The sequence below is a fragment of the Mesorhizobium sp. LHD-90 genome (genome assembly GCF_030929505.1).
Lineage (GTDB): Bacteria > Pseudomonadota > Alphaproteobacteria > Rhizobiales > Rhizobiaceae > Kumtagia.
In genome coordinates this window covers 150,818-171,409 of the sequence record NZ_JAVFVV010000014.1, presented here as the reverse complement: position 1 = coordinate 171,409, position 20,592 = coordinate 150,818, and the positions used below count along the sequence as shown (strand labels likewise).

The following is a 20,592-nucleotide window of genomic DNA, read 5'->3' as shown; positions in this document are numbered from 1 at the left end:
GTACAGGAGGCGCTCTAAGTTTCCAGGCAAAGTACGCTCGACCTCGTCGGCGCAATCAACCCGCGCGAGATCATGGGGAAGGGTAGCTATCGCTGCTGTGGCATCGCGTAGGGCGATGGCGCCGTCAAGTAAATGCCCGATATGGCAAGCTACGACCGCTTTGCCTTTGATGTGCGCAATCGTTCTATGCGAACTGCGCGGCCGATGCGGTTACCGCTGCGGTCATCGCGGTGCTCGAAGTCATGAAGGACGCAAGAATTGAAGGAGACGAAGCCATGCCCTCACGCCGTGATTTACTTGCTATGGCCCCTTTCGCGGCGGCCGGCGCCATGACCCTGATGCCCGCGACGGCGCGGGCGCAGTCCGGTCCCACCCCTGGCGGCGCGCAGGCTATCAACTCCACTGTCTTCCATGGCGAGGACATCAAATCCGTCACGGCCGTCACGGAAGTGTTCGGGCGCAGCCAGCGCACCACCGCGGCAATCGTTGAATATGACGCCCCGATCGGAAGCGGCATGGTTGACGCGAACGCCTGGACCGTTGCCGGCCGGACAGTCATGCGGGCCTATGCCAACGATCATGCTGAAAAGGCCGCCGAGGAGCGCGACGGGCGCTTCGTCGTCCTCGAACTCGATCCCGAGGACGACGGCGCCGTGACCTACGCGCCCGATGTGGAGAAGCCGGCGACGGTCGTGGTTTCGCAGGTCGCCCCGGTGCACGCGGTTTCCGGCGCGACCTATGCGCCAACGGAGACCGCCATCATCAACACGCGGCAGACGAACCTGATCGTCGACGATTTCCAGCAGTTCAGGTTCACCGATCCGGACACCGGCCTTCTCCTCACCTACAACCTCTATGTGCCCAAAGATTACGACCAGTCGAAATCCTATCCGCTGGTCCTGTTCATGCACGACGCCGGCGTGACCGGCACCAACCCGCTGCGCACGCTGCAACAGGGGCTGGGCGCGGTGTCCTTCGCGAGCCCCGAGGATCAGGAAAAGCATCCGGCCTTTGTGCTCGCGCCGCAGTATCCCGTCGCCATCGCAAACGACGCGTCGCAGATCAGCGACTATCCGGAGGTCACCGTCCGCCTGATCCGGGACCTGACGACACGTTACAGCATCGATGAAGGTCGCCTCTACACGACGGGCCAATCGGGCGGCTGCATGGCTTCCATCGCACTCAACATCAAGTATCCCGATTTCTTCGCCGCCTCGCTTCTGGTGGCTGGCCAGTGGGACGCGGCGCAGGTGGCGCCGTTGGCGAACAAGAAGCTCTGGATCATCGTCTCGCAGGACGACGCCAAGGCATATCCCGGCATGAACGCCATCGCCCAGGTTCTGGAACAGAACGGCGCCGAAGTGACACACGCAGTGTGGGATGGGCGCTCGGACGCCGCCGCCTTCCAAAACGCGGTCGAAACGATGCTGAATGACGGGTCGGACAGCAACGTTTTCTATGCCGCCTTCCGAGAAGGCACGGTCATCCCAGAAGGCGTGAACGCCGGCGGCGGGTCGGGCCATGTCTGGACTTGGCCGATCGCCTATGCGATTCCGGGCGTGCGAGCGTGGTTATTTGAGCAGCGAAAATGAGGCTACTGCACACGCGAGAAGGTTTAGCCCGCCTCGCTCTGCCAGGAGACGCGGCGCCGTCCGCGATTGAGGTGGATATCGGTGGGCTGACGCGGCAGTTCGCGCCGCCGCGTCACCACCGCCATGCTCGCGGAGCGCGCGGGGTTTACCGGCGTGGAAACTGAGGATGCAGCAGCGCAAGGCTGCCTGAGCTCGACCAAACCTCAAACCTGCCATTGTCCAGCGGATAGATGGGTAACAGATTGAACCGGATACATGGGTTCCAGTTCTCCCCGTTGCTGGTCCGCAAAAGCGCCGGCTGGTTTGGGTTGCAAGGCGGTTTTGCGGACCAGCCTGCGGCGCTTCTCGTCGATGACGCCGAGGCGATGAGCGTGGAAGCGCATCGCCCATTCGCCGGCCTCGGTCTCCTCGATGGCGACCGGCTCGCCGCTGAGCGTCGCCGAGACGTAAATCTCTGCGCGCCGCCATTTGACGGCGCCGTTGTGGCGCACCTTGCGCGCCGCCGCCTCGGCCGGATAGTCGGGCTCGGGCGGTCTGGCCGGCATTTGCCGTGTCGACGGGCGATAGTGGTCGGCCGGCGTGTCCATGCCCAGCGCCTCGTGCGGCCGCTCTTCATTGTACTCGTGGCGGAACGCGTCGAAGACTTCGGCCTGCGCCGCCTGGTCGGCCGCCGGCGCCATGGCCAGCGGCAGCATGGTCAGGTGGAAGCGCTCGTGACCGCCGTTCTGCTGCGGCTGAGCGTTTGTCGAAGCCTTGCCCGGGTCGATGCGCTCCAGCACAATCCCCAGCCTGATGAAGCGCAGCGACAGTGGCGTCAGCCCGGTGACGCCGCTTGCCGCGAAGGGCGGGCCGTTGTCGCTGCGGATGCGGTCCGGCAGCCCATGCTCGCAAAACAGCCGCTCGAACACCGGCCAGGCCTCCGTCTCGCCGGTCGAGCCGGTCGCCTCCAGCGCCAGAAGAAAGCGGCTTTTGGCGTCCATCACCGTCAGCGGCTCGCAGCGCCAGCCATCACGGGTGCGGAACCAGCCCTTGTGGTCACCCGTCCACACCGCGTTCGGCGCCTCCGGCTGCGGCCAGGGGCCGTTGCCAGCTCCCTTCCAGCGGGCCCGCCGCCGCCCAACCAGCCCATGCCGCTGCAGGATGGCGCCCGCCGTCGAGGCCGACGGCCAGATTATGCCGGCCTCAACCCGCGCAAGCCGCGCCACGATCTTCTTGGGACCCCACAGCGGATGCGCCTCCTTCTCCGCCACGATCCGCTCGACAACCGCCGCCGGCGTCGCCCGACCGTGCGTGAGCGGCGCCCGCGGCAGGTCGCGCAGGCCCTCGGGGCCAAGCTCCCGGTAGCGCCCGAGCCACTTGTAGCCCGTCTTGCGCGATACCCCGAACCGCTCGCACAGCCCCGTCATCGTCTCCTCATCCTCAAGACACGCCGCAACAAACAAAAGCCGCTCGTCCATGACACAAGTCTCTCGCCATCCTATCGCCGGTCCTCCCGGCGGACAAGAAAACTGTCCCCCATGCTTCCGGTCCATTCTGTTACCTATCTATCAGGGTCGGACACCATTTGCTCCCCGGCCTTTGTCGGGGAGACGCCGATTGCGGAGAACGGAGATGACAGGACTCACAAGCCTTTAAGACGACAAACGTCAAGGCGCAGGCCGCTTGCCTGGGGCAGTGACCGTCGGTATGCGGGGATCGTTCGGGCTACCTTGGAGCCGGCTCGCGAGCGCCACGGTCAACGCTTGGGCGAGGCACATCGGCGCGGCGAGCGAACGCGAGAACGTGTACTCGTGCTCCGGTACTGCAAACAGCACTGCTGCTGACTTCGCAAGCGGGGACAACGTGCTATCTGAGATCGCGACTATGGGAATTCCCTTGGCCGCCGCCTGTTCAACGACGTTCACCACTTCGGTGGCGTAGAACCGGAACGACACAGCTACCAGCACGTCTTTCGGAGTTGCCGTGCGCGCCATGTAGGTTGCGAGCCCCCCACTGGGGTCCAGAAGAATGCACCTCTTGCCGAGCATCGTGAGCACGTAGCGAAGCAAGTCGACGACTGGTGCCGAGCGAAGCTGCCCGATGAGATAGACCGTGTCACTGTGCTCCAGGAGATCGACGGCTCGCGCCATATCCTCGGCAGGAGTCTGCGACAGCAACTCTTGAAGCGAGGCGAGGTCACGCACGACCAGATCCCGGAGAAAACCGAGTTCGCTCCTGTCAGTGCGTGTGCCGAGTTCTTCTTCAAGCGCCCTCTTCCTGGCCTCGAAGCCGGGAGCCGTCGTGGACAAGCGCTTCTGGAAGAGGCCCTGGAGTTCCTTGAACCCATCATAACCCAGAAATTGGCCATAGCGCACGAAACTCGAGGCGTGGACGCCACAACGTTCCGCGATGGCGTTGACCGACAACACCGCAACGTCGTTCGGGTTCTGCGTCAGATAGACCGAAATCTTCTGATAGGACTTGCTCATGTCCTCGAAGCGGTCGTGGATGACACGTATCAACTCTTCATAGTCACGCGGCGGTCCGGCTTCTGTCATTTTTAGGCCTTTCGCAATGTTCGTTGCATTTTGCGCCAAACTTTTGCGAACTGGCAACCGTGCTTGGTTCGCTCCGCACGGTGCATTCTCCCTGGCCTCCCGCCCTAGAAGGATTGCTGACCGGTCAGCTTCTCGATGAGCTTGTCGATCGACACAGCAAGCACAAGCAATAGTCCCGTCACGATAAGGCGAACCTCGTTTTCCACACCCATGAGGTTGAGGCCATTTTGCACGGTGCCAATCACAAGCGCGCCCAGCAATGCGGCATGGATGGCGCCGCGCCCGCCAAACAAGCTTACCCCGCCAATGACGGCTGCCGCGATTGATTCCAGAAGCAGTGTACCGCCGCCGACGCCTCCGCCAGAAAACACGCCAACGCCCAGCGTTCGCGAGGACGCGATGATACCGGCGATCGCGGCCACTCCCCCAGCTATGGCGAACGCCGCCATGCGGATTCGCGGCACCTTGATGCCAGCGCGGCGCGCGGCTTCATCGTTGTTGCCTACAGCGTAAAGATAGAGACCAAAGCGCGTCTCCTTAAGGGTGTAGCCGCCAATGCCGAGCATAGCGGCAAAGATCAGCACCGGCAGCGGAATTCCCTGATTGGCATTCAATACCAGCACTGCAACAGCACCAAGTGCACCTGCGGCGCAAAGCGGTACAATCACCGAATTCATTGTCGAGACTTCGAGCCCCGCCTTCCGACGCCGCTCGACGCCAGAGAGGATCAGCACGCCAAGCATGCCCATGCCCACCGCCCAGGCGAGCCAGGCATACAAACCCGAAATTGTGGTCTGCGCGATCAGTTCCACCCCGGTGCCCATCAATCCATAGCGCGCGGTCGCAGGCAGAAGCAAAAGCTGAATACCGTTCAGCGCCAAGCCAAGGCCCAGCGTCACAACGAAAGACGGAACGCCCACCCAGTTTACCCACCGGGCGGAACAAGTGCCGATGGCAGCGCCGATCAGGATCGAAACCGGCAATGCTATCCACGCTGAAACGCCGTACTCCACGATGAGCTTCGCGCCCAGTACAGCCGTTACACCGTGAATTGCGGCGACCGAAAGGTCGATTTCTTTCACCAGAAGCACGAACATCAATCCGAGCGCCATCATGCCAACGACGGTGGATTGCTGCAGCAGGTTTGAGAGATTGCGAGGCGTCAGAAACACATCGTTCTGAAGTGCGAAGAAGACCCAGAGGACAATCAGAGCGACGACGACTGGCAGCGCCCGTAGATCGCTTGTCAGAAGTTCACCAAAAGTGCGTCGTTTGGGCGCCGCGCTCGCAGAAATCGCAGACATCGATTTGATCCTTGAAATACGGAGGAGGCGCTCGAGGGTCAGCCCGCGAGGTTCACACCTTCGTTGCCTCCGACCATTGCATTGACCACCATTTCACCCGTCACATCCTTGGAGCGAAAGGTCGCGGCATTGGCGCCAAGGCGCATCACCACGATGCGATCCGTCGAGTTGACGACGAAATGATGGATGTCGTGGCTGACCACGACCACGCCCAATCCGTCATCGGCGAGGCTGCGAATAAGGTCGGCAACCTGCTGGGAGGCGGAGTGACTCAGCGCCGCAGTCGGTTCGTCGAGGATAACGACCTTGGGCTTCCACAGCACCGAGCGTGCGATCGCAATATTTTGCCGTTGGCCCCCGGACATAGCCCCAACAGGCCGGGTCAAGGAAAGGCTGCCGAGGCGCATTCGCGTCAACACTTCGCGCGCCCGAACCTCACTCTCGGCGCGGTGGATACGGCGGCCAAGCCAGCGCGAACCCGTCAGTTCGCGGCCAAGGAACAGGTTCTGAACGGCGTCCAGATTGTTGCAGAGCGCTAAGTCCTGGTACACTGTGGCAATGCCGTGACTGGTGGCATCCGAGGGTGTTCGGATGTTCGCAGGCTGCCCTTCGATTTCATACTCTCCCGTATCGGCGGCGTGCACGCCGGCCATGACCTTGACGAGTGTCGTCTTGCCCGCCCCGTTGTCGCCGACGAGGGCTACGATTTCGCCCGCGTGGACGTCCACCGATGCGCCGCGCAGGGCGTGTACGGAACCGAATGATTTCTTGATATCGCGCAATGAAATGAGCGGTACCGAGCTGGACGCCGTAGCGGCCTGCGTGACAGGCTGCGCTTCCTGTGCTGCGGTCATATCCCCTCCTCCCATCGCGTTGTCGGGAGCGGCGGCGTCCACCGCCGCTCCCAGGCGAGAACCGCCTACAGATTGCTTTTGCAGATATCGGTGGTTTCGATGCCTTTGCAGATTTCCGGCCACGTCCAGACACCGGCTTTCAAGACATCGGCAAGATTGTCCTTCGTGATGTTGGAAACCGGGAGGAATACAGCCGGAACATCCATGAACGTATTATTGACCTTACCGTTGATCAAATCCTTGGGCACGCCGTTGCCAGCAACAATCGACGCCACCACGTCAGCGGCATAGTTGGCCTGCACCTTCAGGTCCTTCAGAACCGAATTGTCCTGCCAGCCTTGAGCCACGTAGCGCAGCGCCTCGACAGTGGCATCCTGTCCGCCGGTCACGAGCTTGTCTCCCGGCTTGGCGCCCTGGGAAATGAGAGCGGCCACGGATCCGCCGGTCGTTCCGTCGTTCATGCCGATGAACACGTCGACATCGCCGCCGTTCTTGGTCAGGCAGTCTTCAGCAAAGCTCTGCGCGAGCACCGGATCCCAGTTCTGCGTGTATTGCTCACAAACGACCAGGACTTTGCCGGAGTCGATAAGAGGCTTCAGGAATTCGTTCTGGCCGGCCTCGTACTGGGTTGTTCCATACTCTCCCTGATTACCCTTGACGCGGGCGACCTTGACGGTCGACTTCGACATCGCCTGAATCAACTCTGCTGCGCGTTTGCCCTGTTCGCGGCCAACGGCCAGCGAATCGAAGACGATATGGGCGTCTGCCTTGCCGCCCACCGCATCGTGATCGTAGAGCACCACCGGCACGCCGGCCTTCTCCGCGGCCGCCAGCGAGCCGGCGGCAAGGTTGGCGTCCGCGGACGTCAGCACAATGACCTTGGCGCCCTGCGCGATGGCATCCTCAACCTGCGCCTGCTGCTTGGCGGGATCGCCCCCCGCATTCTGCACGACGACTTCAGCGTCGGGAGCCTTCTGTTTCATAGCTTCGATGAAGAACGGCGCGTCGCGGCTTTCGAAGCGTATGGTCGTTTGATTGGGCAACAGGAAAAAGACCTTCGCCTTATCCTGGGCGCTTGCGCCAAGGACCGATACGGTCGCGAAAACGGTCGTAGCGCAAAGTACGTTTATCAGGCGTTTCATTCATACCTCCCTTGAAACAATGATCTGCCTAAAGTCGCCAATAGGACGTGAGGCTGGCTCGTTCGTCCCCCTTGGCCTAAACATCACCAAACGTCATTTGGCAACGTTCATTGCAAAAACTAATATTCTGCAAAACACACTGAGTCAAAGGCAAAATGCAATGAATTATGGCAATCACATAGATTGGCAATAGATATTGCATCGCCACTCCAGGATGCCGTGACGGTGGCATCGCCGATCGCTCATTGCATGTCGCGTGGACGGCACTAGGCGCGCGCGCGCAGGGCGTTCCGATTTACGATGAGTTGAGGATCGATGCTGCCGGCAAAGAAGTTGAGCACATTCTCGACTGACGCAATCGCCATGCGTTCCCCACACTCTCGCGTCAGGCCTGCGATATGGGGCGACAAGATCACCTGATCGAAACTGAGCAAGGGATGGTCGGCAGCGGGCGGTTCGTCGTCGAATACATCGAGACCGGCCGCGCCAACCTGGCCGGAGCGCAACGCGTCAACCAGAGCGCTCTCCTCGACAACCCCGCCGCGCGCCGTATTCACGAGGATGGCGCCCGGTGACATCGCGGCGAGTTCGACGGCACCGATCAAAGGCTGGTCCGCCTTTGGCACGTTGACCGAGACGATATCCGCCCAAGCAAGCCCATCGGCCAGGGCGGCGACGGGCTCGGCCGATCCTTCGGGCCACCCTTGCTGAAGCAGGTAGGGATCGAAAGCTTGGATGGTCATTCCGAACGCGGACGCCATGCGGGCAAGATGCCTGCCGATGCGTCCATAGCCGACAATAAGAAGGCGTTTGCCGGAAATCTCCTCGGCTTGCAGAAGGTTGCGCCAGCCCCAATGTGCGGACTCCCGCACCGCCCGATCCCCCCGCAACGCTCTCTTGGAGGCCGCGAGAATGAGCATCATCGCATGTTCCGCAACCGATATTGAATTGACATCGCCGACGATCGTCAACGCGATGCCGCGCATATCAAGGGAGGGAAGATGCACGGCGTCATAGCCGACGCCGTGGCGCGAGACGACTTTAAGGCAATCGGCGTTTGCAACAGTCTCTGCGGAGAGTGGCTGAGTGCGGATAACCAGCGCATCCGCTTTGCCGATCAACGGCGCATACGAAGACTCCGACACCTCTTCGACATAATCAAACGTAATGCCGGGGGCGCTTCTCAGCATGCTGACGCCAGCAGGATGGAGCTTTCCGGCGACAAGAACGTGCGGCATCAGTAGGCTCCCTTCTCGCTGTTGGCGGCCTTGTTGCCAACCAGTTCGCGGAAGCGTGCAACGCTTGCGGCCGCGGCGGCGGCGAGCAATCGCGAGTCGCCTGACACCGTGGTCATGTCAAAGCCCCACCCTATCGCCCGAGCCGCGTAGTCGGGTGTGCCACAGTGCAGCGCGGCTTTGATCCCATTTGCCTTACAGGCCGCGACAATGCGCTGCAGCGCCTCGATCATTTCCGGTTCTTCGCGGTCGAATGCGGGAGCGAGCCTGCCGTCCGTTATGCTGAGCGTCAGATCGGCCGGTCCGACATAAATTCCATCGAGTCCCGGCGTTGCCGCGATGGCGTCCAGGTTCTGCATGGCCTGTTTGGTCTCGATCATCGCAAAGGCCAGGATCTCGGCGTTGGCCTCGCCGGCATAGTTCGCTCCGGACGCGAAACTGACCCGCGTGGGTCCAAAACTGCGCTGCCCGTGCGGTGGATAGCGGACGTAGCTGACGAACTCGGCTGCCTGCTCTGCCGTGCCGATCATCGGACAGATGACGCCATAGGCGCCGGCATCCAGAACCTTCATGATGATGCCCGGCTCGAGCCAGGGCACCCTCGCCAGCGGCACCACGCCTGAGGCGCGCATGGCCTGGAACATCGGCAGGACGGACGAGTAGTCGAGCGCACCGTGCTGGACGTCGATCGCGATGGAGTCATAGCCCTGCGAGGCCATGATTTCGGCACTAAACGCATTGCCGATGGACAGCCAGCCGTTGAGCGACGCTCGGCCTTCCGCCCAAATCTGCTTCAGCTTGTTCTTGATCACGACCGCCTCCTAGAAAACCACCTGGGCGAGTTTTGTGTCGAGGTAGTCGTTTATCCCTTCGATGCCGCCCTCTCGTCCCATTCCGGAATGGTTGGTTCCGCCGAAGGGCGCCTCCGAAGCAGCAAGGGCAACGCTGTTGATGCCGACCATCCCGGCCTTCAGCGCAGCGACGGTTCGGCGCGCCCGTTCCGGTGAACGCGTGAAAGCGTATGCCGACAGGCCCATATCGGAAGCGTTCGCGCGATCAAGCACCTCCTCCTCGTTCGAGAAGCGCGTTATCGCAGCAACTGGGCCGAAGTTTTCCGACGCAAAGACGCGCATGTCGTCGGCTACTTCAGTCAGCACGGTCGGTTTGTAGAAATGTCCGGCATTGAATTCAGCGGCGCGTTCACCGCCAGCGGCCAGTTTCGCGCCCGCCTTGACGGCCTCCGCCACCACGGCCTCGATTTCGCACAATCGCGCCGCATTGATCAGCGGACCCATTTGGGTCGCCGGGTCCAGGCCGTCTCCCAGCTTGAGGGCATTGGCACGCGATACAAAGCCCTCCACGAACTGGTCGTGGAGCCGCTCGTGAACGAAGAAGCGATCCGGCGTGACACAGACTTGCCCGGCGTTGGCAAACTTCGTCGGCACCGAGACATTGAGCGCCAGATCGAGGTCGGCATCGTCATAGACGATGAGCGGGGCATTGCCGCCAAGCTCCATGGACACCTTCTTCACCGTGTCGGCGGCGTCCCGGATCATCTGCTGACCGACGCGCGTAGAGCCCGTCAACGATACTTTTCGAACGGCTGGGTCGGTCATGATCGGCGCATAGGTGGCGGCGGTAGGGCCGACAACGAGACTGACGACGCCGTCGGGCAAATTGCCGGCCCGCAAGCACTCAACGATCAGCATCGCGACGCCTGGTGTCTGGCTCGAGGGCCGGATCACCACCGAGCAGCCTGCCGCAAGCGCCGGCGCCACTTTTCGAGCGACCAGGGCCGCGGGAAAATTCCATGCGGTAAAGGCTCCGACGATGCCGACGGGCTCACGCGAGACCTCAAAGCGTCCGTTTGGCACCCTGGACTCGATGATCCGTCCGTAGATGCGGCGCGCCTCCTCGGCAAACCAACGGAATTGGTCAGCCGATAGGCCCCATTCTCGCTCCGATTGAGCAATGGGCTTGCCAGTTTCGAGGGAAATCATTCGCTTGGCGTCATCCGTGCGACGGATCATCTCGTCGGCAACGCGATGAAGAGCGTCAGCCCGCGCGAAGGCTGCCGTCGCGCGCCACTTCTCGAAGCCCTTGGCAGCTGCTGCAAGAGCCCTCTGGGTGTCGGCGAGCCCGGCGGTGGGCACGCTGCCGAGGCTTTGAGCCGTGACAGGGCTGAAAACGCCGGCCGTCGCCCCATCGGCAGCCTTCGTCCAGGCGCCGTCGATAAACAGTCCATAATTCTCGTACATGGATCACCCGATCTCGCTGATTTTGACGCTGCGCCCCTGCGCCGCCGACACGATTGCCGCTTCCGCAAGGATCAGGGCCTGACGTCCGTCCTCGAACCCGACCTCCGGCGCCGCGCCCGTCTCGACCGCGTCGACAAACGCGCCGATCTCGGCCGTAAATGCTTCGACATAGCGGTTGATGAAGAAATTCAACAGGGGAGCGCCGCGGCCCGTGAAATCGGCGCGATGCAACGTCATCATGTTAGGACGTCGGTTCTCGGACGACGCCATGCCAGCCGTCCCCAGCGCCTCGACGCGCTGGTCATAGCCGTACACGGCCTGGCGGGAGTTGTTGATGATGCACTGTTTTCCCGAGGCGGTCTTTAGGATGACGCTCACCGTGTCATAGTCGTTGAGGCGCTTCATGAGGGGCGGATCGACGAGCCTGCTCCCAGTGGCGAAGACCTCCGTGACCTCTTCATCAAGGATGAACCGCGCCATATCGAAGTCGTGAATGGTCATATCGCGGAAGATGCCGCCCGACGCTTCGGCATAGGAAACCGGCGGCATGCCCGGATCCCTTGAGGTGATCACGACCTGATGCAGGTCGCCGATATCGCCCGCCCGCACCGCGTCCCTCACGGCGCGGTGGCCCGGATCAAACCTCCTGACGAAGCCGAGCATGATCGGGATATCGGAGCCCGCGATTGCCTTCGCACACGCGTTGACCCGCTCCAGGCTGAGATCGATCGGCTTCTCGCACAGGACTGGCTTTGACGCGGCGACGGCTTGCTCCAACAAATCGGCGTGAGTCGGCGTCGAGGTAGCGATGAGCACCGCGTCGACGTCGGTGCTCGCTAACACTGCTTCCGCCGATTCGTAGACCTTGGCATCGAGCTTGTTCGCGACATCCTCAGCCGCTGCGCGGTTTACGTCGAACACTCCGGCAAGACTTGCACGCGGATGCGACGCAATGTTTTGCGCGTGCATTCGACCGATGCGACCGCAGCCTAAAACCGCAATTCCAACCATGAGCGATCCACCCAAGAGATAATTTTCGCAATGAATGTTGCCAAACTCTTGCATTGTCAATAAATATTTCGTAGCTAGCAAAAAACGACATATCGGAGGAGATGACATGTCCCGCCAGACCGTGCGCCTGACGATGGCGCAGGCGCTCGTGCGCTATCTGTGCAACCAATTCACCGAGATCGATGGCGAGCGCGTTCCGCTGTTCGCTGGCGTGTTCGGCATATTCGGCCATGGCAATGTGACGTGCCTGTCCGAAGCACTTGAGGCCGTGCAGGACCAGCTGCCTACCTGGCGCGGTCAGAACGAGCAATCGATGGCGCTCGCTGCTGTTGCGTTTGCGAAAGCCAAGCGCCGACGCCAGCTCATGGTGGCGGCGACCTCAATCGGGCCTGGCGCAACGAATATGGTGACGGCGGCCGGAACGGCGCATGCGAACCGCCTGCCGGTGCTCCTCCTTGCCGGCGACATCTTCGCCAATCGTGTGCCAGATCCAGTCATGCAGCAAGTCGAGCATTTCACCGACCCGACTGTGACGGTGAACGACGCTTTCAAGGCGGTCACCCGCTACTGGGACCGCATCGTCCTGCCCGAGCAGATCATTTCATCTCTGCCGCAGGCGATTGGAGCCATGCTGGATCCCGCCGACTGCGGCCCTGCTTTTCTCGGGCTTGCACAGGACACCCAGGAACTCGCCTATGATTACCCCTCGGCATTCTTTGAGCCGACCGTGTGGAGGGTGCCTCGGCCGCGCCCGGACCGCACCAAGCTGGCTGAGGCAGTTGCGCTGTTAAAGACCGCAAAGCGACCGCTGATCATCTCCGGCGGCGGGGTTCGCTATTCGCTGGCGGGAGAAACCGTCGCCGACTTCGCCGTGAAGCGCGGCATCCCGATCATCGAGACAATCGCAGGAAAAGGCACCGTGACGCACGATCATCCGGCCCATGCCGGCCCTATCGGCATCGTCGGTTCGACCTCCGCGAATGCGCTTGCGCAGGATGCCGACGTCATCCTGGCGGTCGGCACCCGCCTCATGGACTTCACCACAGGTTCCTGGACCGCGTTTTCGCCTAACGCTCGCTTCGTTTCCATCAACACCGCCCGTTACGATGCCACGAAGCACCGTGCGGTCGCTGTGGTCGGAGATGCGCTGGAGACGGTTTCCGAACTGGATCAGGCACTAGGCGACTGGAAGGCTCCGGAAGGCCAGATGAAGAGGGCAAAGCAGCTATTCGCTGAATGGAACAGGATCGTCGACAAGCATCAGGTCGTCACCAACGGTCCGGTCCCGACCTACGCTCAAGTCGTCGGCATCGTGAACCAGTTCGCCAAGCCTAACGACACACTGATCGCCGCTGCTGGCGGAACGCCGGGCGAAGTCATGAAGGGTTGGCGCGTCAAGGACCCGAACACATTCGATTGCGAGTTCGGCTTCAGCTGCATGGGCTACGAACTGGCCGCCGGCTGGGGTCATGCCATGGCAAAGAACGGGGAAGGTACGCCGATCGTCATGCTTGGCGACGGCACGTACATGATGATGAATTCCGACATCTACTCAACGATCTTGACCGGCCACAAGATGATCGTCGTCGTCTGCGACAACGGCGGGTACGCCGTCATCAATCGCCTTCAACAGTTCAAGGGCGTTCCGGAGTTCAACAATCTGATAAAGGACTGCCGGGTCAAGCAGGCGTTCGGCGTCGACTTCGTGAAACACGCCGAATCGATGGGTGCGCTCGCCCGTCGATGCGAGAGCCTGGCCGACCTGAAATCCGCGATGGAGTGGGCGCAAACGACGGATCGCACCACCCTCATCACACTGGCAACCGATGCCTACGCATGGGTTCCCGGCGACGCAGACTGGGACGTGGGCGTTCCAGAGGTGTCCGATCGGCCGTCGGTTCAGAAGGCACGCGCGCACCAGGAAGAAATTCGCAAGAAGCAGCGGGTTGGCGTCTGATGAACCGCATCGAGGGGAAGATCGCCGTCGTCACGGGCGGCACCCAGGGACTCGGCGCCGCAGTTGCGCGAGCGTTTGCCAAGGCCGGTGCCGCTGGCATCGTGACCTGCGGCCGAAACGCTGAGAAGGGCAATGCCGTCGCCGCCTCCATAACCGAAGAGACCGGAACCCCGGTCTCCTTCGTTTCGGCCGATCTCGGAAAGGTCGAGGATTGCCGGACCGTTATGGCACAGGCAGATGCAAAGTTTGGCCGGGTGGACATTCTTGTCAATGCAGCCGGGCTGACCGATCGCGGTAACTTGCTGAACACAGAGCCCGAGCTTTTCGATCGCATGTTCGCGACCAACGTGCGGGCGCCGTTCTTTCTGATGCAGGATGCAGCCAGACTGATGATACGCGATGGCATCAAGGGCAGCATTGTGAACATAGGATCGACGTCCGAGCGAGCCGGACAGCCGTTTCTATCGCCCTATTCGGCATCGAAAGGCGCTCTGGCTACTCTGACGCGAAACTCCGGGTATGCCCTGATGCGCAATCAGATCCGCGTCAATCAGCTCGACATCGGATGGATGGCGTCCGACGGCGAGGACCGGGTGCAGCGGGAGTATCACGGCGCGGATCCCGACTGGCTCGCCAAGGCGGCGGCCGGACAACCTTTCGGACGCATTCTGGCCCCGGAAGAGGTCGCCCGCGCGGTCCTCTTCCTTGCATCGGATGACTCCGGAATGATGACCGGCGCTGTCATCCACTTCGATCAATCGGTCTGGGGCGCCTATGACGGCGGACCCCCGGCCCCGGCAGCCGCTCTCTCGGCATAAGGTGTTCGCCATGAAAACCATCAAGGGACCAGGAATCTACCTCGCCCAATTTGCAGCGGACCAAGCCCCCTATGACTCGCTGCCCGGCCTCGCCGGCTGGGTCGCGGACAAAGGCTTCGCCGGCGTCCAGATACCGACGTGGGACACACGCCTCATCGATATGAAGCAGGCCGCCGAGAGCAAGACGTACTGCGACGAACTCAAAGGTGTTCTCGCAGAGCGCGGTCTGGAACTGCCTGAACTCGGCTCCCACATTACCGGGCAGCTTGTGGCCGTCCACCCCGCGCACGACCGGATCATGGATAGCTTTGCGCCGGCGGCCGCTCATAACAACCCATCGGCGAGGCGGGCCTGGGCGGAAGAACAGATGCGTTTTGCGGCACGTGCGTCGCGCAATCTGGGTATCGACCGCCATGTCAGCTTCACCGGAACGTTGCTCTGGCCCTACCTCTATCCCTACCCGCAATGGCCAGAGGGCCTGATCGATGAAGCGTTCGACGAGTTGGCGAAACGTTGGCTGCCGATCCTGAACGATTTCGACGAACAGGGCGTCGACCTGTGCTTCGAAATCCACCCTTGCGAAGACGTGCACGATGGCCTGACCTTCGAGATGTTCCTCGAACGGGTCGGCAACCACCCACGCTGCAACATTCTCTACGACCCCAGCCACTTCGTCTTGCAGGCGCTCGACTATATGGAATTCATCGATCACTACCACGAGCGCATCAAGATGTTCCACGTCAAGGATGCCGAGTTCCGCCCGAACGGCAAGACCGGCGCCTACGGTGGGTTTCAGCCGTGGTCGAAACGCGCAGGTCGTTTCCGGTCGCTTGGCGATGGTCAGGTAGATTTCGGGACCGTTTTTACGAAGCTGTCCACCTATGGCTTCGATGGATGGGCAACCTTGGAATGGGAATGCTTCATAAAGAATCCCGAGGATGGAGCCGCGGAAGGCGCGCGGTTCATCCGCGACCACATCATCCGCGTGGGTGATCGAGCTTTTGATGATTTCGTGAAATCGGGCGCGAACCGCGAGGCCAACCGCGCAATGCTTGGACTGGACTGAGGCTCAATATGTCTGTGAACACTTCAAAGCGTCCCTTGCGGCTGGGCATGGTGGGCGGTGGGCAAGGTGCCTATATCGGCAACATTCACAGGATCGCCGCGCGGCAGGACGGTGACTGGCAGCTCGTGGCCGGCGCCTTCGACGTTGATGCCAAGCGCGGCCATGCGTTCGCGGCGGATGAAGGGCTCGATCCGTCCCGGTCCTACGACGACTACCGCGCCATGATCCACGGCGAACTGACCCGCGACGACAAGATCGACGCGGTGGCGATCTGCACACCGAACTTTACCCACTTTCCGATCAGCAAGGCGTTTCTCGAGGCCGGCTTCGACGTAATCTGTGAAAAGCCGCTGACGGCGACCCTGGCTGATGCGGTGGCGCTTGAGCAATTGGTACGCGACAGCGACCGTTTCATGGGCGTCACCTACACCTATTCCGGTTACCCTATGGTGCACGAGGCGCGGCATATGGTTGCCGCTGGGCTGTTGGGCAAAATCCGCACCGTGCAGGTGGAGTACCCGCTCGAATGGATGGCCACGGCGATCGAAACCGCGGGAAACGCGCAGGCTGCGTGGAGAACCGATCCGAATAAGAACGGGCGAGGCGGTTCCATCGGTGACATCGGTACCCACGCCTACCATTTGGCCGGCTTTGTTTCTGGGTTGATACTAGAGTCCTTGACGGCTGACCTCGCAACCTTCGTCGAAGGACGGGCCCTCGATGACAATGCTCACGTCATGCTGCGGTACCGCGGCGGCGCGCGCGGCCTGTTGTGGTCATCCCAGGTTGCGCTCGGATCGTCTAATGGTGTCAGACTGCGGGTCTTCGGCGAAAAGGCATCGCTTACGTGGTTCCAGGAACAGCCAAACGAACTGGTTCATGCGAAGCTCAACGGCAGGACGGAGATCATCAAGCGCGGCGCTGACGATCTGAGTGAAAGTGCAAAGGCGCGCACCCGCACGCCACCAGGGCATCCCGAGGGGTATCTCGAAGCATTTGCCAATCTGTACGCGGGATTTGCGGAGGCTATTCGCGCCAGATCGGAGGACCGGGAACCATCTGTGATCGGCCGCGACATACCCACCGCATATGATGGGCTGAAGGGCGTCGCCTTCGTGGACGCCGTGGTCGACAGCTCGGCTGCTTCTGATCAGCCGTGGCTGACGCCTGTCGCCGTGTGAGATCGCAAAGTTGCAGGGCCATCGCGGCGCCTTGCCGGCGACTCGCGTGGCCTAAAATGCTCGCTTCCTGGCACCGATAGCGTCGCCTTAACATGGCGTGTGGGCGCAGAGGCTCGATCCGGGAGTTGTCAACTTAACGCAGAATACTGCTTTCTACTCGTCAAGCTGAAAATCGTGGCGTAAGCAAATCAACGGCTTATGGGAGCGAAAATCGGGCTAGAAGCCCTCCAGGAGCGCTATACTGGATTAATTTGACAATTCCCTTCAGGGCAAACGATATGCCGGGATACAGATCCCGTTAGGTAGAGGATTCGCCTCGGTCTCCCTGTTGCGAAACCTGACTTATTTAACCATAAATCTCGAGCTGAATGGAAGGCTGGCGGCGCCAACTGCTTTTGGTGACGGTTTCAAATTGCTAGCAATGGCTTTGATACTCGGGCAGGCCGCTTCGAGATTGAGGCAAATGTCCTCGCAGACAGAATAAGGCGCATAGGAAGAGAGCACCACGCTCTCAAATTCGACAAACTGGCTAACGCCAGCGAGCGATCGCAACATTTCATCAACGAGACGCGCTTCCCACATTTGAATGATCTCATCTCTGTCTGGCCACGTCCCCGACCTGTCCCAAAGCGCATCAACGGACCTGCCGTCCCGCGCTAGCTCACGCTCAAGCGCCGCAATTCCAACGTCAAAACTTACGGGCGAATTTCCGTTGTGGATCTGGTGATTGAGGATAAGGCGGCCATGGAGCTTTGCACCCAGATAGAAGAACATATAGTCGGTGAGCGATTTGCCGACACCGAACATGCTCTCACCGCTCGCGGCCGCCGTGACGTCGTTCTGAACAAACACGGCGATTCCCAATTGTTCCTCAATCTCCTGCTGCAAAGCTATAAAATAAGCTTCTTCGTCTTGCCCGTCGGAAGCGCTATGCGGCAGGGCCATCCCGACACCTGCAAGCCGTAGCCGCTCTTTCTCAGGTAGCAGCGCGACGGCCTTGCGAATAGTTTCCAGGAACTGGGTGTGGTTGCTGCCGGGTGTGATTGCGGGATTGGCGAAAGTCTTGTGAAAGCGCACGGCCCCTACAAAGTCGATCAGAACGACATCCGTCTGCCGGGCACCAACGCTAAGGCCAACCGAATACGCGCCTTCAGGATTGAGCTCAATCGGCACGGTGGGTGGGCCGACGCGGCCCTTCAGCGCCGCGCCGAGCGCCACCAACCCCTCATGTTCAAGCGAGCGTACGAGCACAGAGACGGTCTGTGCGGACAGGCCCGTTCGTTCGCCAATTTCGAGGCGAGTTGTGGACTTGTTTTGGAGTAAAAGCGACAGGACAAGCCGCTCGTTGTAGCTTCTCACACTGACAGAATTCAGCCCGGTGGCGCGGTCCGCGATTCTCAAAGGATTGGGTGGCGCGAAGCGCATATCAGGCATTGCGGCAGTCCTCAGCGGATGGCGTATGGGGAAGCCATTTGGCTTTGGAAGACGGATAGCAGATCATTTCCAACCGATGGCCTCTACTTCGCGTGCCAGGGCCACGCCCAGCCCCTCATGCGCCCGTTGATTGATATGGAAGCCATCCAGCGGGTCGCACCCGACGACCGATCCGGCATCGAAGAAGTGGACCTCGAGAGAATCCGCGATGACCTCGAATTCGAGAGCAAGTTCGCGCGACTTGGGAGGCGCATTCTTGAAGATCTGCTCCCACTCCTTGATGTCATCGAGCATCGGCGGTGGTGCGACCACCAGGATTTCCGGGCAACTTCCCCTAGGCCCAGGTAGGAGCTCCTTGATGTCATGGACCAGGCAGCCGATGCCCATGGCGACTTCCGACGCGGGCTGGTTGAAACGGGCTTTTAGATCATTCGTGCCGAGCATGATCACGACGAGGTCCAACGGCGCATGACTCATCATGCAGGGGCGCAGGTAGCTCCTGCCGTTCTTGATTGCGCCCTCGATTGGATCATCGCGGACCGTCGTTCTCCCGCTCAACCCCTCCTCGATGACGTACCAGTCGCTGCCGAGTTCTCGGGCCAACACTCCCGGCCAACGCTGAGGGTATGGGTAGCGATCAAGCAGCGTCCCACCGGGGACCTGGCCATGGGTGTTCGAATCTCCGTAACACAAAACCGTTCGCATTGTCGGTCCGGCTCCGCATTTCCCATTTACAGACAATAGGTTACGGCCCACGATGGGCGCGCCACAATCGTTCAGTCATGACACCGACCGACGTGGATATAAAATAGATTTCTTATTCATTCAATCTGAATAACTATTGACACCGCGTTCGGACCGGTGTTTTTCCCTCGCCGGGAGGACAGACTTCGATGCACGAGTTGAGGGGGAGGTTACCACCTCGGAGCTAGCGTGAAGTCGCATCTGTCCAATGGAATTGCTGGCAAGGTCGATGAGCCGGCCACCAGTTGTCTGTGTTCCGGGACGCTCACACGTCCCGAAGCAGTCTGTCTTTGGCTCAGAGGAGGAACGTCAATGAAGCATCTCAGTTTGACCGTCGCGACCATCGGGTTGATGGCTGTGGCGGCACTCGCAGCGCCAGCGTTTGCTGCTGATTTCTTCAGCCCGTTGCCTGGCGCCGTTCCTGCGCCCGGCGACAATCCAGTCGTCGAGACCGGCAAATACAAGAAAGACTGTCCTTACACGATCGGCATGAGTCATTTCGGCGTTAATGCAAATACGTGGACGATTCAGGTCGCTCATGAAGCCCAGGCCGCCGCCGATCGCGAATCGTGCATCACGAAGTTCATTCTGCTCGATGCCAACTTCGATCAGAAGAAGCAGGTCGCCGACATCGAAGACCTGATCGCCCAGAAGGTCGACGCCATCATTGTTCAGCCGGTGACGTCGACGTCGGCTGACGCGGCAATCGAAAAGGCTGCTGCAGCCGGCATCCCGGTCGTTCTTCATACCGGCCTGGTCGAGACTGATGCCTTCACCACTGAAATCCGCGCCGGCGGTGTCTATTTCGGGAAGGTCATGGGCGACTGGCTGGTCAAGACAGTTGGTGACAATGGCAAGATCTGGGTTCTTCGCGGTCTTGCCGGCCACCCGGAAGATACTGGCCGCTACAATGGCCTGTTGGAATCCCTCAAGGGCACCAACGTCAAGATTGTCGCGGAGGACCATGGCGACTGGCAGTACGACAAGGGCAAGAAGGTCTGCGAGACGCTGTACCTGAACGACCCGAACGTCGATGGCATCTGGTCCTCCGGCGCCGATATGACGCGCGCCTGCGTTGACGTCTTCAAGCAGTTCGGCGCCAACATTCCGCCGATCTCCGGCGAGGGCAACAATGGCTATTTCGGCCAGTGGATCAAGGACGGGTTCCAGTCGATCTCCCCCGAATACTCGCCCGCACAAGGTGCGGCTGGCGTCCGCCTGGCCGTGGCGTTGCTGAAGGGCGAGGCGGGCATCTCCAAGCACTATGATTACAATCCTCCAGGCCTGGATCTGGAGAAGGCGAAAGCCCTCTATCGCGATGATCTCTCCGCCAATGTCTGGTGGCCGACCGACCTGCCGGAGGAAAAGCTCAAGGAGCTCTACGGCAACAAGTAAGGATCTCCCAAGACGACACTGCCTGTCGAGGCTTTCGGCCCCGGCAGGTGGTGTACAGCACGCC

At 61.0% G+C, this 20,592-nt stretch carries 16 protein-coding genes and 1 pseudogene; 6 read left to right on the top strand and 11 right to left on the bottom strand.

The window, feature by feature from the left end:
• The first annotated feature begins 329 nt into the window (after window positions 1-329).
• Window positions 330-1,592 (top strand): PHB depolymerase family esterase, encoded by a 1,263-nt coding sequence (locus RB623_RS20325; RefSeq protein WP_308058773.1) that lies wholly within the window; start codon window positions 330-332, stop codon window positions 1,590-1,592.
• A 263-nt stretch (window positions 1,593-1,855) separates the two neighbouring features.
• Here the strand turns inward: RB623_RS20325 and RB623_RS20320 are convergent.
• From RB623_RS20320 to iolG, 9 genes and pseudogenes are all read right to left on the bottom strand, one after another.
• A pseudogene (locus RB623_RS20320) lies at window positions 1,856-3,073 on the bottom strand (helix-turn-helix domain-containing protein); the annotation flags it as partial.
• A 165-nt stretch (window positions 3,074-3,238) separates the two neighbouring features.
• On the bottom strand, window positions 3,239-4,129 hold the full coding sequence (locus RB623_RS20315; protein ID WP_308058772.1) for a MurR/RpiR family transcriptional regulator: 891 nt from the start codon (window positions 4,127-4,129) through the stop codon (window positions 3,239-3,241).
• Window positions 4,130-4,233: 104 nt separating this feature from the next.
• Complete coding sequence (locus RB623_RS20310) at window positions 4,234-5,433, bottom strand: ABC transporter permease (protein ID WP_308058771.1); 1,200 nt, start codon at window positions 5,431-5,433, stop codon at window positions 4,234-4,236.
• 38 nt (window positions 5,434-5,471) lie between these two features.
• Entirely contained in the window at window positions 5,472-6,287 is an 816-nt protein-coding gene (locus RB623_RS20305; protein ID WP_308058770.1) for an ATP-binding cassette domain-containing protein, read from the bottom strand.
• Window positions 6,288-6,352: 65 nt separating this feature from the next.
• Entirely contained in the window at window positions 6,353-7,429 is a 1,077-nt protein-coding gene (locus RB623_RS20300; RefSeq protein ID WP_308058769.1) for a sugar ABC transporter substrate-binding protein, read from the bottom strand.
• Window positions 7,430-7,695: 266 nt separating this feature from the next.
• Window positions 7,696-8,667: a hydroxyacid dehydrogenase gene (locus RB623_RS20295; RefSeq protein WP_308058768.1), complete on the bottom strand. Its 972-nt coding sequence runs from the start codon at window positions 8,665-8,667 to the stop codon at window positions 7,696-7,698.
• A complete protein-coding gene (locus RB623_RS20290) occupies window positions 8,667-9,476 on the bottom strand; it encodes an aldolase/citrate lyase family protein (RefSeq protein ID WP_308058767.1) in 810 nt (269 codons plus the stop codon). Before RB623_RS20290 ends, RB623_RS20295 begins: the two co-directional genes overlap by 1 nt.
• A gap of 9 nt (window positions 9,477-9,485) precedes the next feature.
• Window positions 9,486-10,922: an NAD-dependent succinate-semialdehyde dehydrogenase gene (locus RB623_RS20285; protein ID WP_308058766.1), complete on the bottom strand. Its 1,437-nt coding sequence runs from the start codon at window positions 10,920-10,922 to the stop codon at window positions 9,486-9,488.
• A gap of 3 nt (window positions 10,923-10,925) precedes the next feature.
• Window positions 10,926-11,933 carry an inositol 2-dehydrogenase gene (gene iolG, locus RB623_RS20280; protein ID WP_308058765.1) on the bottom strand — a complete coding sequence of 336 codons (1,008 nt, stop codon included), beginning with the start codon at window positions 11,931-11,933 and terminating at the stop codon, window positions 10,926-10,928.
• 106 nt (window positions 11,934-12,039) lie between these two features.
• On the opposite strand from iolG, the gene iolD reads away from it, so the two are divergent.
• Genes iolD through RB623_RS20260 form a run of 4 tightly spaced genes read left to right on the top strand, consistent with a single transcriptional unit; the run spans window position 12,040 to window position 16,955 of the window.
• Window positions 12,040-13,890: a 3D-(3,5/4)-trihydroxycyclohexane-1,2-dione acylhydrolase (decyclizing) gene (iolD, locus tag RB623_RS20275; RefSeq protein ID WP_308058764.1), complete on the top strand. Its 1,851-nt coding sequence runs from the start codon at window positions 12,040-12,042 to the stop codon at window positions 13,888-13,890.
• Entirely contained in the window at window positions 13,890-14,708 is an 819-nt protein-coding gene (locus RB623_RS20270) for an SDR family oxidoreductase (RefSeq protein WP_308058763.1), read from the top strand. The genes iolD and RB623_RS20270 overlap by 1 nt, the downstream gene beginning before the upstream one ends.
• A 10-nt stretch (window positions 14,709-14,718) precedes the next feature.
• Window positions 14,719-15,774: a sugar phosphate isomerase/epimerase gene (locus RB623_RS20265; RefSeq protein ID WP_308058762.1), complete on the top strand. Its 1,056-nt coding sequence runs from the start codon at window positions 14,719-14,721 to the stop codon at window positions 15,772-15,774.
• A gap of 47 nt (window positions 15,775-15,821) precedes the next feature.
• Window positions 15,822-16,955 carry a Gfo/Idh/MocA family protein gene (locus RB623_RS20260; protein WP_374121718.1) on the top strand — a complete coding sequence of 378 codons (1,134 nt, stop codon included), beginning with the start codon at window positions 15,822-15,824 and terminating at the stop codon, window positions 16,953-16,955.
• Window positions 16,956-17,297: 342 nt separating this feature from the next.
• Here RB623_RS20260 and RB623_RS20255 read toward each other — a convergent pair whose 3' ends face one another.
• On the bottom strand, window positions 17,298-18,380 hold the full coding sequence (locus tag RB623_RS20255) for an ROK family transcriptional regulator (protein WP_374121717.1): 1,083 nt from the start codon (window positions 18,378-18,380) through the stop codon (window positions 17,298-17,300).
• Between the two features lie 72 nt (window positions 18,381-18,452).
• Window positions 18,453-19,094, bottom strand: a complete 642-nt coding sequence (locus RB623_RS20250; protein WP_308058759.1) for an SGNH/GDSL hydrolase family protein — start codon at window positions 19,092-19,094, stop codon at window positions 18,453-18,455.
• A gap of 228 nt (window positions 19,095-19,322) precedes the next feature.
• Here RB623_RS20250 and RB623_RS20245 point away from each other — a divergent pair, with 228 nt between their 5' ends.
• Window positions 19,323-20,528 carry a substrate-binding domain-containing protein gene (locus RB623_RS20245; RefSeq protein ID WP_374121715.1) on the top strand — a complete coding sequence of 402 codons (1,206 nt, stop codon included), beginning with the start codon at window positions 19,323-19,325 and terminating at the stop codon, window positions 20,526-20,528.
• Window positions 20,529-20,592: the final 64 nt, after the last annotated feature.

What these genes read in the sequence shown, in the direction of transcription:
- RB623_RS20270 (WP_308058763.1), top strand. Translation starts at nt 13,890, where the DNA reads ATGAACCGCATCGAGGGGAAGATCGCCGTCGTCACGGGCGGCACCCAG.
- RB623_RS20315 (WP_308058772.1), bottom strand. Translation starts at nt 4,129, where the DNA reads ATGACAGAAGCCGGACCGCCGCGTGACTATGAAGAGTTGATACGTGTC.
- RB623_RS20260 (WP_374121718.1), top strand. Translation starts at nt 15,822, where the DNA reads ATGGTGGGCGGTGGGCAAGGTGCCTATATCGGCAACATTCACAGGATC.
- RB623_RS20325 (WP_308058773.1), top strand. Translation starts at nt 330, where the DNA reads ATGACCCTGATGCCCGCGACGGCGCGGGCGCAGTCCGGTCCCACCCCT.
- RB623_RS20285 (WP_308058766.1), bottom strand. Translation starts at nt 10,922, where the DNA reads ATGTACGAGAATTATGGACTGTTTATCGACGGCGCCTGGACGAAGGCT.
- iolD (WP_308058764.1), top strand. Translation starts at nt 12,040, where the DNA reads ATGTCCCGCCAGACCGTGCGCCTGACGATGGCGCAGGCGCTCGTGCGC.
- RB623_RS20305 (WP_308058770.1), bottom strand. Translation starts at nt 6,287, where the DNA reads ATGACCGCAGCACAGGAAGCGCAGCCTGTCACGCAGGCCGCTACGGCG.
- iolG (WP_308058765.1), bottom strand. Translation starts at nt 11,933, where the DNA reads ATGGTTGGAATTGCGGTTTTAGGCTGCGGTCGCATCGGTCGAATGCAC.
- RB623_RS20265 (WP_308058762.1), top strand. Translation starts at nt 14,719, where the DNA reads ATGAAAACCATCAAGGGACCAGGAATCTACCTCGCCCAATTTGCAGCG.
- RB623_RS20300 (WP_308058769.1), bottom strand. Translation starts at nt 7,429, where the DNA reads ATGAAACGCCTGATAAACGTACTTTGCGCTACGACCGTTTTCGCGACC.
- RB623_RS20295 (WP_308058768.1), bottom strand. Translation starts at nt 8,667, where the DNA reads ATGCCGCACGTTCTTGTCGCCGGAAAGCTCCATCCTGCTGGCGTCAGC.
- RB623_RS20250 (WP_308058759.1), bottom strand. Translation starts at nt 19,094, where the DNA reads ATGCGAACGGTTTTGTGTTACGGAGATTCGAACACCCATGGCCAGGTC.
- RB623_RS20310 (WP_308058771.1), bottom strand. Translation starts at nt 5,433, where the DNA reads ATGTCTGCGATTTCTGCGAGCGCGGCGCCCAAACGACGCACTTTTGGT.
- RB623_RS20255 (WP_374121717.1), bottom strand. Translation starts at nt 18,380, where the DNA reads ATGCGCTTCGCGCCACCCAATCCTTTGAGAATCGCGGACCGCGCCACC.